Source organism: Micromonospora sp. NPDC005205 (assembly GCF_040608275.1).
Lineage (GTDB): Bacteria > Actinomycetota > Actinomycetes > Mycobacteriales > Micromonosporaceae > Micromonospora.
Genome location: NZ_JBEXHV010000005.1, coordinates 75,286 through 87,124, shown reverse-complemented (window position 1 = coordinate 87,124; position 11,839 = coordinate 75,286). Strand labels below are relative to the sequence as shown.

Sequence of the window (11,839 nt, the reverse complement as noted above, 5' to 3'; positions counted from 1 at the left end):
GCACGGTCCGCAAACCGACGGTGATGGCGTGTCAGAACCACCGGATGGGATGCTGCACTGGTGATTCGCCACCACGCCGTCTGGGTCGGTCTGGCGATCGGGCTGCTCACCTGCTGTTCCGAGCCGCCGTACGCACTCCCCGACCGGGACGCGGCTGAGGTGCAGGCTGAGGAGGCGCGTCTCGCTACGCTCCTCCCCGCCGAGTTGCTGGGCGGGCCAGGCACCTGCGAGGTTCGGCTGCTGGGGCGAGACGGTTCTTCGTCGTTCGCCTGGGCGCACTGCGAAGCAGCACCGGGGGTCGGGATCGTCTCGGGAGTCTCCGTACCGGTGCGGGTGGACGGCGATCGCGTCACGCAGCCCGGCGATGGGAGCGAATACTCCGCGAGCGTGCGTCGCATGTTCCCGGAGCGGCTGGCGGAAAAGGTCCTCGACGACGACACCGACGTGCGGCCCTGACTGGTTCGGGCGACAACGACATCGCTGAGGCTGGACGCGGCGAGGTCCGGGGTCAGCGCGGGTCGGGCCACCACGGTTCGAGGAGGGTGGGGTCGGCCACGTACTGCCCTACCTGCGTCCGCTGCTCCGGAGTCAGCGACAGCGCCTGGAGTCGGGCGCCCCACTCGGGCACCCGGTCGGCCTTGTCCAACGCGGTGGCCAACTCGATGAGGCCGGCCAGCGCCATCGCCTGCTCGACCACCGGGGCGTCCTCGGCGCGACGGCGCATCCCCGAGTCGAGGGCCCGGTAGGCCGCCCGGTCGTCCATCTTGAACTCGCGCAGGATCCGCGCGTTGTCGAGCACCCGGGCCAGCCCGTCAAGCTCCGTCGACCCGCCGTACTCCACGTCGTCCGGTTCGTCGCGCTGAATGAAGACGATGGTGTTGCCGGACGGGTCGACGATGCTGAACCGCGACGCCCCGGCCCGGTAGCGGGTCATCCGAGGCAGGCCCTTGACCAGCACCTTGCCGTAGCTGCGGCGCATCGCCTCGGTGAACGCCGCGTGGTACGGCCCCACCGCGTCCACCATCACCAGGCACCCGCCGGACTGCTCCTTCGCCGGGTCGAGATCCTTCGGTGCCGGCCCGTAGTGCAGCTGGAACCCACTCCAGGTGAACGCCAGGTACACGTATGGCCTGAGTTGCTCATAAGCCACCTCGAACCCGAGGGCCCGCCAGAACGCCAGGGTCTCCTCCGGGGCTGGGCAGTGCAGCAGCGGCACCGTGGTCTCGTTCGGCTGGACACGGTCCATGTTGGTCGTCATCGTCACTCTCGGTCCGGTCGACAGGCCGGCCATTGTGCCAGCACCACCGAGCGGCTTCGACGGGTTTTGTCTCCTACCAGGGGAGGAGGACCGCTCCGACCACCGGCCGCGACCGGGGCTCGAGGTCGGACGCGATTGGCGTACGCGGCCACGAGCATCTACAGACATGACAACAGTTCTGCGCCGGGCGACGCGCTGGAACCGCCCACTGATGTTCCTGGTATCCGTGATGGCGGTGCTCGGCGTCGTCGCCGTCGTCGGCATCCTCGTCGACCCGCGCGTCCTCACCGGGGCGCCGATCTGGCTCAAGCCGTTCAAGTTCGCGGTGTCGTTCGTGCTGTACGGCGCGACGCTCGCCTGGATGCTCTCCCTGCTGCCGCGGCGCAGCCGGGCCGTCGAGAGGGCGGTCGTCGTCATCGTCGCGGTGGCGGTCGTCGAGAACGCGTGGATAGTCGGTCAGGTGATACGCGGACAGGCCAGCCACTACAACGCCACCACTCCGCTGAACACCATGTTGGTCGCGTCGATGGGCGCGGCGATCATGGTGCTGTTCTTCGCGCACCTCGTCATCGCGATCGTGGTCCTGATCCAGCGGATTCCCGATCGGGTGGCCGCGACCGCCGTCGGGTGGGGGCTCGGGCTGTCCCTGCTGGGCATGCTCGCGGCGGTGCCGATGGTGCTGCCGATGCAGGACCCGGGGATCGAGGGGATCGGCGGGGCGCACAGCGTCGGGGTGACCGACGGTGGGCCGGGGTTGCCTGTCGTCGGCTGGAGCACCACCGGCGGCGACCTGCGGATCGGGCACTTCGTGGGGCTGCACGCCCTCCAGGCGCTGCCGATCCTGGCGATCCTGCTGACCCGGTTCGCGACGCGATTGGACGAGCGCACCCGCGTCCGGCTGCTTGTCGTCGCGGGCGGCGCGTACGGCGTACTCACTGTGTTGTTGACGTGGCAGGCGCTGCGCGGACAGCCGCTGCTGCGGCCGGACGCCGGCACGCTCGCCGCGGTCGCGGCACTGGTGGTCGCGACCGCGGCGAGCGTGACCGGCGTGGTGCTGGCCCGCCGACGTCGCCCGGAACTGGCGCTGGCCGCGTGACCGGGACGCTGTTCTCCCTGACGTTCGCGGTGGCCGCGCCGTTCTGGGCGCTGATGATCCTGCTGCCGCGCTGGTCGTGGACCGCTCGGATCATCGCCTCGCCGCTGATCGTGCTGCCGGTCGTGGTGATCTACGCGCTGCTGGTGCTCCCGGCGTTCGGCGAGGTGCTGCCAGCCGTGGCGTCGCCGACCCTGGCCGGGGTGCGGGACCTGCTCGGTACCTCCGACGGTGCGGCGGCGGGTTGGGCGCACATGATCGCGTTCGATCTGTTCGTCGGGCGGTGGGCGTGGTTGGACAGCCGGGAACGGGGGGTACCGGCGCTGGTGATGGCTCCGGTGCTGGTGCTGACCATCCTGCTCGGGCCGCTCGGCCTGGCCGCGTACCTCGCGGTCCGGACCCGGTGGCGGCGGTCGGCGGCCGCCGCCACCGGCTCACAGCACCTAGGCTGACGACCGTGAGCTGGCCGGGGCGACTGTTCGACATGCGGGACGCGCTCGTGCGAATGGTGCTGCTCGACCTCGCCGGGGTGTGTTACCTGTTCGTCGTCCCGCACTCCAACAGCACGCCCACCACGGCACAGTGGATCCTCGCACTGCTCGCGTTCGCCGTGGCGCTGGTGGCGCACCGGTTGCCGGTGCTGAACCTGGTGGCACAGGCCGCCCTGCTGGCGGTCGGGATCAGCCTGGTCGACGACTTCACCATCAACCAGGTTGGTGCCAGCTGGGCGCTGCTCGAGGTCACCATGCGTGCGCGCCACGCGCGGCCCATCTGGCTGGCCGCCGTGCTGCTTGCCGTGGTCGACCTGACCGACTCGATCGGCGACCCGCCGCGCCGGTTCGCCTCCGGGGTCGTCGGGCTCGCCGTGGAGGTCGGCGTGCCGGTCCTGCTCGGCCTGGTCATCCGCACCAACCGGGAGTTGGGCCGGCAGGCCGTGGAGCGGGCCCTGGCCGAGCAACGCCAGCACGAGTCCGAGAGCCGCGCGGCTCGCGCCGACGAACGCAGCGCCATCGCCCGCGAGCTGCACGACGTCGTGGCGCACCATGTGGCGTCGATGGTCCTGCGGGTCGGCGTGGCCCGGCACGTGCTCACCGACCTCGACCCCCGGGTGGGCGAGGTCTTCGACGACGTGCACGGCACCGGCACCTCGGCCCTCGCGGAGCTGCGCCGGCTGGTCGCGGTGCTGCGCAACCCCGACGGGGTACGCGGCGACGCGGCGCTGACCGCTATCGAACCGTCCGCGCTGCCGGCGGCGATCGGCGCGTCCATGGATCGGGCCCGGCAGGCGGGTGTCATTGTGGAGGCCGACCTCGACCCGGCGATCGGTTCACTCGACGCGGTGCGCGGCATGGCGGTGCTGCGACTCACGCAGGAGGCGCTGACGAACGTGGCCAAACACGCGGGGGCCTCAGCGATCGCGCATCTCGTGGTCGCCGTCCGGGACGGCTCCGTGCACTGGGAGGTCACCGACAACGGGCGCGGCGGGGGGCCGGCGGCCGTGCCGGCCGGTGGCGGGCACGGCATCACCGGGATGCGCGAGCGTGTCGAGGTCCTCGGTGGCCGGCTGGAGGCGGGCCGGACCGGCACCGGGTGGCGGGTGCGTACCGTCCTTCCGGCAGTGGCCGCCGCGTCCACCGACGCGCCGGTCGGGTCGGTGCCCCGCGAGCGGGAGGCCCCGGCCGGGTCGCCCGCGCCGGAGCCGGCGTGATCCGGGTGCTGCTGGTCGACGACCAGCACCTCATCCGGGCCGGGCTGCGCATGCTCTGCGATGCTCAACCCGACATCGAGGTCGTCGGGGAGGCCGACAACGGCCGCGAGGCGATCCCGCTGGCCGGGCGGCTCCTCCCCGACGTCGTCGTGATGGACCTGCGGATGCCCGGCGTCGACGGGATCACCGCGACCAGCCGGATCCTCGCCGAACGCCCCGCCACCCGCATCCTGGTGCTGACCACGTTCGGCGACGACGAGCACCTCTACCCCGCGCTGACCGCCGGAGCGTGCGGGTTCCTGCTCAAGGACGCGCCCCCGACCGAGTTGCTGGACGGCATCCGCCGGGCCGCCGTCGGTGACAGCCCGTTCAGCCCTGAGGTGCTGCGCCGCCTCGTGCAGCGCGCGGTGCACGCCCGCCCGGGGTCGCCACCGGCTCTGCCGGGCCTGACCGCCCGGGAACGGGACGTGCTCGACCTGGTCGCCGAGGGATTGTCCAACACCGAGATCGCCGACCAGCTCCACATCGGTGTCACCACTGTCAAGACCCACATCACCAGCCTGATGACCAAGACCGACAGCCCCAACCGGGTACGCCTGGCCCTGTTCGCTCGCGGCGTCTGACGCTCAGGCCCGCACGCACGGCGTCTGCGGCTCAGGCCCGCATCCGCGCGGACACGGCGATGACGACCACCAGCGGCACGATCAGCAGGGCCGGGGCGACGACCGGCAGGTGCAGAGCGACAAGGGCGCCGACCGCCGCGCCGACCATGAGGGCCAGCAGCACCTGGGCCTTGGGACGCAGGCTGGTCCACGGGCTGCGCGCGGCGACCCCGGCGATCAGGCTGGTCAGCGTGCCGGTCAGGTACGTGGAGGACAGGCCGGACACCCCGAAGCGTTGGATCGCACTGCTCTGCACGCCCAGCGCGACAGCGGACAGCATCAGCAGCGCCAGGTGGACACCCGCGTCGGGGGTGTGCAGGGTGACCTCCCAGACGACGGCGAACACCACGAACACCGACAGCTCCAGGACCAGCGCCCAGGTGACCCGCCGGGGCCAGACCGGATCGTCGGGCTGCGCCGAGCCGACGACGCGGGCGCCGGCGAGGACACCGACGATGAAGCTGACGATGGCGCAGCCCGACGTCAGAGCCAGGTCGGCTTCACCTCTGCCGGCCGAGAGCCCGAGCAGGACCATGTTGCCTGTCATCACGCTGGCGAAGGCGCCGCCGAGGGCGAGGAAGCCGAGAGCGTCAGCGCTCCCGGTGAGGAAGGTGAGGACGACGACGAGCGCGTGCCGTCGCCGCAGCAGGCGCTCGTCCCGGGGCGGGGTGACGTGAGGGCGGGTGACGCGGGGCGCTGTGCTCGACACTGTCGGCCGCCTTCCGATAATTGTTCTTCGTATACACTTTGTGCGGACACGTTCACGGAGAGGCGACAAGGTGGCTGAAGACCTACGGGACAAGCTCGGCGCACAACACCTGCCGCTCCGCGATCAGGTCCTCGCCGCGCTGCGGACCGCCATCATCGACGGCGACTACCTGCCCGGGGAACGGCTGACCGAGGACCGGCTCGCCGAGGACTTCGGCGTCTCCCGCAACCCCGTCCGGGAGGCGCTGCGCGTCGCCGAGGCGGAGGGATTCGTCGTGATCCTCCCCCGCCGGGGAGCGGTCGTCGCCTCACCGAGCAGCGGGACCATCACCGACATGTTCGCCGTGCGCGAGCGACTGGAAGCGCTGGCCGCCCGGCTGGCCGCCGAGCGGGCCACAGCAGCCGACGTGGCCTCCCTACGTGCCCTGCTCGACCAGGGCCGCGAGGCGACGCAACGCCACGACCTGGCCCGGGTCGCCGAGCTGAACAGCACGCTGCACCTGCGCATCCTCCAGATCAGCGGAAACCCCTGGCTGTCGTCGATCGCCAAGTCGCTCTACCTCCATGTCCAGTGGGTCTTCCGGCTCGGAGCGGCCGAACGAGCTCCACACTCCTGGGCCGAGCACATCCAACTCGTCGACGCCATCGAGTCGGGCGACGGTGACCGCGCCGAGCGGGCCGCGCTCGACCACCTCGAAGCGGCATCCGCCGCCGCGTACGAGAACGCCGAAGGCGGCTACGGCACCCGCTGACGGGCATGCGGCTGCGGCACCCGCTACCGGCCGCACGCGTAGCCCTGCATCCCCCGCGGGTTCGCACCGGCGGCCAGCACTCCCGTCGCCGGGTCACGGGTCACCGCGCAGAGCCGACCGAGGCTCCACCCGTCGGTGACCCGCACCTCGTGCCCGTACGCCCGCAGCGCCGCCAGCACACCCTCGTCGAGCCGGTCCTCCACCACCAGGACACCGGGCTCCATGTCGCGGGGATAGAACGAGCCGGGCAGGCTGACCGTGTGCCACGCCGGCGCGTCGATGGCCTCCTGAAGGCTCTGCCCACCGACGAGGTGCCGCACCAGGAATGGCAACTGCCACTGGTCCTGCTGGTCGCCACCGGGGGTGCCGCAGGCCAGCACCGGCTCACCGTCGCGGTGCACCATCGTCGGGCTCAGCGTCGTACGCGGGCGGCGGCCCGGCGCCAGCGACGAGGCGAGCCCCTCCTCCAGCCAGAACATCTGCAACCTGCTGCCCAGCGGAAAGCCCAGCTCCGGAATCGTCGGCGAACTCTGCAACCAGCCGCCACTGGGGGTAGCCGAGATCATGTTGCCCCATCGGTCGACCACGTCCACGTGACAGGTGTCGCCCCGGGTCACCCCGTCCGACTGCACTGTCGGCTCTCCCGTTGTGGCATCGGTCGGTCCGGCAGGTCGGGCGGCACCCGGTTGGACGTGGGCGGGCAGGCGCGGCTGCGCCCCGTCCGGGCGGCCCGGCCGCAACTCCGCCGACGCGCGATCGCCGATCAGGGCGGCCCGCTCCCGCGCGTACTGCGGTGAGAGCAGCGCCTTGGCGGGCACGTCGGCCCCGTCGCCGTACCAGGCCTCCCGGTCGGCGAAGGCGAGCTTGAGCGCCTCGACCTGGGCGTGCACACCCGCGGCGGTCGCCGAGTCGTACGCGCCCGGGTCGTCGAGCGCGTCCAGGGTGGCCAGCGACTCCAACAGCACCGGGCCCTGGCCCCAGAAACCGGTCTTCGCCACCGAGTAGCCCTGCCAGTCGAGGGTGGCGGGCGGCTCCCAACTCGCCGAGTACGCGGCCAGGTCGTCGCCGGTGACCAGCCCGGCGTGCGGGCGTCCGCTGGAGTCCTGGAACGGTCGCCGGCTGAACGCGTCGATCGCCTCGGCGACGAAACCCGTGCTCCAGGCCCGGCGGGCGGCCTCGATCTGGGCCTCCCGGTCGGCACCGGCCGCCCGTCCCGCCTCGACGAGTCGGCGCAGGGTGTCCGCGTACGCCGGGTTGGTGACCAACTCCCCCGCGGCGGGCGGTCGGCCGCCGCGCAGCCAGAGCGCGGCGGAGGTGGGCCAGTGTTCCTCGAACAACGACCGGACGGCGGCCACCGTGTCACCGACCCGGCCCACCAGCGGGTGCCCGGCGCCGGCGTAGCCGATCGCCGGCTCCAGCACCTCGGCGAGGGTGAGCGTGCCGTGCTCGCGCAGCAGCAGGAGCCAGGCGTCCACCGCACCGGGTACTGCCGCCGCGAGCGGCCCAGCACCCGGGATGAGGTCCATGCCGAGGGACCGGAAGTGCGCGATGGTGGCGCCGGCCGGGGCTGGCCCCTGCCCGCACAGCACCTTCGGTCGGGGGTCCCGCGCGGTGGCCACGATGGCCGGCACCTCGCCGCCGGGCCCGTTCAGGTGCGGCTCGACCACGTGCAGCACGAATCCGGCGGTGACCGCCGCGTCGAAGGCGTTGCCCCCGCGTTCCAGGATGCCCATGGCCGACTGGCTGGCGAGCCAGTGGGTGGAGGACACCATGCCGAAGGTGCCCTGCAACGTGGGTCGGGTGGTGAACGTCATGACAGCACCTCACTGGGATCTGCGGTACGAACGTCGGGACCGGTGCCGTCCGGCCGGACCAGGTGGCAGGCGGCCATGCCGTCGCCGATGGCGGTCTGCGCCGGCACCTCCGTCGCGCACCTGTCGAAGGCGAGCGGGCACCGGGTCCGGAACCGGCAGCCGGACGGCGGGTCGAGCGCGGACGGCAGGTCGTCGCCGAGCAGCACCGGCTGACGGTGGCGCTGACGCACCGGGTCGGCCACCGGCGCGGCGGAGAGCAGCGCCTGCGTGTACGGGTGTGCGGGCCGGGCGAAGATCCGCTCGCGGCTGCCGGTCTCGACGAGTTGACCCAGGTACATGACAGCGATGTCGTCGGCCAGGTACTCGACAGCGGAGAGGTCGTGGGTGATGAAGAGGCAGGCGAACCCGATGTCGCGTTGCAGGTCGGCGAGGAGGTTGAGCACCGACGCCTGCACTGACACGTCGAGCGCGCTGGTGGGTTCGTCCGCGATGAGCAGCATGGGCTCGGAGATCAGGGCCCGCGCGATGCTGACCCGTTGGCGTTGCCCGCCGGACAGTTCGTGGGGATAGCGACGGGCCACCTCGGCGCGCAGGCCGACCCGTTCGAGTTGGGGGGCGACGCGGGCGTCCCGCTCGCGCCGGGAGATCCGCTTGCCGGCCAGCCGCAGCGGTTCGGCCACGATCTCGCCCACCAGCATGCGCGGGTCCAGTGACGCGGCCGGGTCCTGGAAGACGATCGACACCGCGCCGCGATGGGGACGCAGTCGCCGTCGGGACAGGTGGGTGACGTCGGTGCCCGCGATCCGGACCGTTCCCGCTGTCGGTTCGACGAGCCGCACCACGCATCGGCCCACTGTCGACTTCCCGGAGCCGCTCTCCCCCACCAGGGCCGTGACCTGGCCCCGCGGGATGGTCAGGGACACCCCGTCCACGGCACGCACCGGGCCGAAGTGCATCACCAGGTCCGCTATCTCCAGGGCGTTCGGCTGCGGCGTCATCGGTTCGCCTCCTGAGGGGCCATCTCGCAGGGGTGCCAGCAGGCCGCGACATGGTCGGTGTCACCGACATCCTCCAACGGCGGGGCTGCCGCCCGGCACCGCTCGTCGGCGGCCGGGCAGCGATCCGCGAAGGTACAGGCATCGGGTTGGCTGGCCAGCACGGGCACCAGCCCGGGGATCTCGGTCAACCGGTCGGTGCCGGCGTGCCGGCCCGGCTGCGGTGACGCCGACAGGAGCCCGGCCGTGTACCGGTGCCGGGGGTGGGCGAACAGGTCGTCCACCGACGCCCGTTCCACCACCCGGCCCGCGTACATGACGACGACGCGGTCCGCGATGTCGGCGATCACGCCGAGGTCGTGGGTGATGATGAGGACGCTCGTGCCGAGCCGGTCGCGCAGGTCCCGCAGCACCTGGAGGATGCCGGCCTGGACGGTGACGTCCAGCGCTGTGGTCGGCTCGTCGGCCACCAGCACCTTCGGGCCGCAGGCCACCGCCATCGCGATCATCACCCGCTGTCGCATGCCGCCGGAGAGTTGGTGCGGGTAGCTGTCGACCCGCTGGGCGGCGGACGGGATACCGACGAGCGTCAACAGCTCGACGGCGCGGGCCCGCGCCGCCCGTCGGGACATCCGCTCGTGGACCTGGAGCACCTCCCCGATCTGCCGCCCCACGGTGAGCACCGGGTTCAACGACGTCATCGGTTCCTGGAAGATGTAGGCGATCTCCCGGCCACGGACCCGACGCAGGGCAGACTCGCGGGCGCCGACCAGCTGGGTGCCGTCCAGGCGCACCGACCCGGTGACCCGGGCGCTGCCCGGGAGCAGCCCGGCGAGGCTCATCGCGGTGACGCTCTTTCCGCACCCCGACTCGCCCACCATCCCGACGATCTCCCCGGCTGCGAGGTCCAGGCTGACCCCGTCGACCGCCGAGACGGTGCCGGTCTCGGTCGGGAACGACACCGACAGGTCGCGGATCTCCAGCACGGGCGCGGGGGCGGTGGTCATCGCCGGTCTCCCTTCGGGTCGAGGGCGTCGCGCAGGGCGTCACCGAAGACGTTGAACGCCAGCGCCAGACCCATGATCACCACGCCGGGGAAGACGGCTGCCCACGGTGCGCGGGCGGCGAACTGCTGGGCGGTGGCGAGCATGGTGCCGAGGCTGGGCGCCGGGGGTTGGATGCCGAGACCGAGGAAGGACAGCACCGCCTCACCGAGGATCGCGGCCGGGATGGCGACGGTGGCCTGCACCAGGATCACCGAGGTCGCGTTCGGGAGGATGTGCCGGGCCAGCACCCACAGGTCGCTCGCGCCGTCCACGACGGCCGCCGCGACGAAGTCCAGCGACTTGAGGCGCAGCGTGTCCGAGCGGACGACCCGGATCACGCCGGGAATCTGGGCGATGCCGATGGCCACCGCGGCGTTGCCGAGGCTGGCGCCCCGGATGGCCGCCAACCCCACCGCCATGATCAGAAACGGGAACGCCAGCAGCAGGTCGGTGAAGCGCGAGATCACCGCGTCCCAGGCCCGGAAGTAGCCGGCGGCGAGCCCGAGCGGCACCCCGATGACCAGCGACGTGGCCACCGCCAGGAGCCCGACCTGCAACGACGCCCGCGCACCGAGCATGATGCGGGAGAGGACGTCCCGACCGAGGTCGTCGGTGCCCAGCAGGTGCCCGGCGGTGCCGGGAGGCGCGAACGTACGGGCGAAGTCGGTCTGGTCGACCGAGTAGGGCGCGAGCCAGGGCGAGAGCAGCGCGATGACGCCCGCCAGCGAGAGCACGACGAAGCTCACCACGGCGAGCGGGTTGCGCCGCAGCCGCCGCAGCACCCGCGTACGCCGGGTGATGCTGGCGGTGCCGGTCTCCGCGATCGGTACGGTGAGGACGGTCATGCCGGATCTCCCGTCACCCGGATGCGTGGATCGATGACCGAGTAGAGCAGGTCCACGAAGAAGTTGATCACGATGTAGGCCGCCGCGGTGAGCAGGACGACGGCCTGGATCACCGGGTAGTCCCGTTGGAACACCGCGTCGATGGTCATCTTGCCGAAGCCCGGCAGCCCGAAGATCTGTTCGGTGACGACCGCGCCCGAGATCAGCCCGCCGAGTTGGAGACCCACGACTGTCACCACCACGATGAGGCTGTTGCGCAGGGCGTGCCGGGTGATGACGGCGCGAGGTCGCAGGCCCTTCGCCTTGGCCGTGCGTACGTAGTCGGAGGAGAGCGAGTCGAGCATCGCCGACCGGGTCTGCCGCATGATGATGGCGGCCAGGCCGGTGCCGAGGATCACGGCCGGCAGGACGATGTGGTGCAGGTTGTCCACGGGGTCCTCCAGGATCGGCACGAAGCCGGAGGCGGGGAAGAGCCCGGTCGCCACGGACAGGTAGAGGATCGCCAGCAGGCCCAGCCAGAAGTGCGGCACCGACAGGCCGATCAGGGCCAGGCCGTTGGCAAGCCACTCCGCCGGGCGTCCACGACGGACCGCCGCGAGCACCCCGGCGCCGACGCCGAGCGCCGCCGCGATGAGGATCGCCAGGACGGACAGCTCGACGGTCACCGGCAGGGCGGTCGTGAGCATCGACGAGACCGGCGTGCCGGTGCGGATCGACACCCCGAAGTCGCCCTGCGCCATGCGCTCCACGTACTGGGCGAACTGCACGGGCAGCGGCTGGTCCAGCCCGTAGTGCCGACGGATGGCCTCCAGAGCCTCCGGCGACCGGTCCTCGCCGGCCAGGGCGAGGGCCGGGTCGCCGGGCAGCGCCCGTACTCCGACGAAGACCACGATCGTCGACAACAGCAGGGTCAGCGCCGACTGCCAGGCGCGGGTGAGCAGATATCGGGCCACGACGG

General features: G+C 72.1%; 13 protein-coding genes. 6 read left to right on the top strand and 7 right to left on the bottom strand.

Features of this window, described 5'->3' with window-relative positions:
* Positions 1–60 precede the first annotated feature (60 nt).
* Positions 61–456 (top strand): hypothetical protein, encoded by a 396-nt coding sequence (locus tag ABZU43_RS12035; protein ID WP_355006532.1) that lies wholly within the window; start codon positions 61–63, stop codon positions 454–456.
* A 52-nt stretch (positions 457–508) separates the two neighbouring features.
* On the opposite strand, the gene ABZU43_RS12030 is transcribed toward ABZU43_RS12035, so the two are convergent.
* Positions 509–1,258 (bottom strand): glyoxalase, encoded by a 750-nt coding sequence (locus tag ABZU43_RS12030; RefSeq protein ID WP_355006531.1) that lies wholly within the window; start codon positions 1,256–1,258, stop codon positions 509–511.
* 166 nt (positions 1,259–1,424) lie between these two features.
* Here ABZU43_RS12030 and ABZU43_RS12025 point away from each other — a divergent pair, with 166 nt between their 5' ends.
* From ABZU43_RS12025 to ABZU43_RS12010, 4 genes are read left to right on the top strand one after another with little or no spacing between them, the layout of a single operon-like run.
* A complete protein-coding gene (locus ABZU43_RS12025; RefSeq protein ID WP_355006530.1) occupies positions 1,425–2,354 on the top strand; it encodes a hypothetical protein in 930 nt (309 codons plus the stop codon).
* Positions 2,351–2,803, top strand: coding sequence for an ABA4-like family protein (locus ABZU43_RS12020; protein WP_355006529.1), 453 nt, complete (start codon positions 2,351–2,353; stop codon positions 2,801–2,803). The genes ABZU43_RS12025 and ABZU43_RS12020 overlap by 4 nt, the downstream gene beginning before the upstream one ends.
* 5 nt (positions 2,804–2,808) lie before the next feature.
* Positions 2,809–4,059 carry a histidine kinase gene (locus tag ABZU43_RS12015; RefSeq protein ID WP_355006528.1) on the top strand — a complete coding sequence of 417 codons (1,251 nt, stop codon included), beginning with the start codon at positions 2,809–2,811 and terminating at the stop codon, positions 4,057–4,059.
* On the top strand, positions 4,056–4,682 hold the full coding sequence (locus tag ABZU43_RS12010; RefSeq protein ID WP_355006527.1) for a response regulator transcription factor: 627 nt from the start codon (positions 4,056–4,058) through the stop codon (positions 4,680–4,682). Before ABZU43_RS12015 ends, ABZU43_RS12010 begins: the two co-directional genes overlap by 4 nt.
* Before the next feature lie 31 nt (positions 4,683–4,713).
* Here ABZU43_RS12010 and ABZU43_RS12005 read toward each other — a convergent pair whose 3' ends face one another.
* The gene (locus ABZU43_RS12005) at positions 4,714–5,430 is read right to left on the bottom strand and encodes a YoaK family protein (RefSeq protein ID WP_355006526.1); all 717 of its coding nucleotides are present in this window, start codon (positions 5,428–5,430) and stop codon (positions 4,714–4,716) included.
* A gap of 70 nt (positions 5,431–5,500) precedes the next feature.
* On the opposite strand from ABZU43_RS12005, the gene ABZU43_RS12000 reads away from it, so the two are divergent.
* A complete protein-coding gene (locus ABZU43_RS12000) occupies positions 5,501–6,181 on the top strand; it encodes a GntR family transcriptional regulator (RefSeq protein WP_355006525.1) in 681 nt (226 codons plus the stop codon).
* Positions 6,182–6,204: 23 nt separating this feature from the next.
* On the opposite strand, the gene ABZU43_RS11995 is transcribed toward ABZU43_RS12000, so the two are convergent.
* The 5 genes from ABZU43_RS11995 to ABZU43_RS11975 are packed head-to-tail and all read right to left on the bottom strand — an operon-like array spanning position 6,205 to position 11,834.
* Positions 6,205–7,995 (bottom strand): gamma-glutamyltransferase family protein, encoded by a 1,791-nt coding sequence (locus tag ABZU43_RS11995; protein WP_355006524.1) that lies wholly within the window; start codon positions 7,993–7,995, stop codon positions 6,205–6,207.
* On the bottom strand, positions 7,992–8,993 hold the full coding sequence (locus ABZU43_RS11990) for an oligopeptide/dipeptide ABC transporter ATP-binding protein (protein WP_355006523.1): 1,002 nt from the start codon (positions 8,991–8,993) through the stop codon (positions 7,992–7,994). The genes ABZU43_RS11995 and ABZU43_RS11990 overlap by 4 nt, the downstream gene beginning before the upstream one ends.
* Complete coding sequence (locus ABZU43_RS11985; RefSeq protein WP_355006522.1) at positions 8,990–9,997, bottom strand: ABC transporter ATP-binding protein; 1,008 nt, start codon at positions 9,995–9,997, stop codon at positions 8,990–8,992. The genes ABZU43_RS11990 and ABZU43_RS11985 overlap by 4 nt, the downstream gene beginning before the upstream one ends.
* On the bottom strand, positions 9,994–10,881 hold the full coding sequence (locus tag ABZU43_RS11980; protein ID WP_355006521.1) for an ABC transporter permease: 888 nt from the start codon (positions 10,879–10,881) through the stop codon (positions 9,994–9,996). Before ABZU43_RS11980 ends, ABZU43_RS11985 begins: the two co-directional genes overlap by 4 nt.
* Entirely contained in the window at positions 10,878–11,834 is a 957-nt protein-coding gene (locus ABZU43_RS11975; RefSeq protein ID WP_091399352.1) for an ABC transporter permease, read from the bottom strand. The genes ABZU43_RS11980 and ABZU43_RS11975 overlap by 4 nt, the downstream gene beginning before the upstream one ends.
* Positions 11,835–11,839 lie beyond the last annotated feature (5 nt).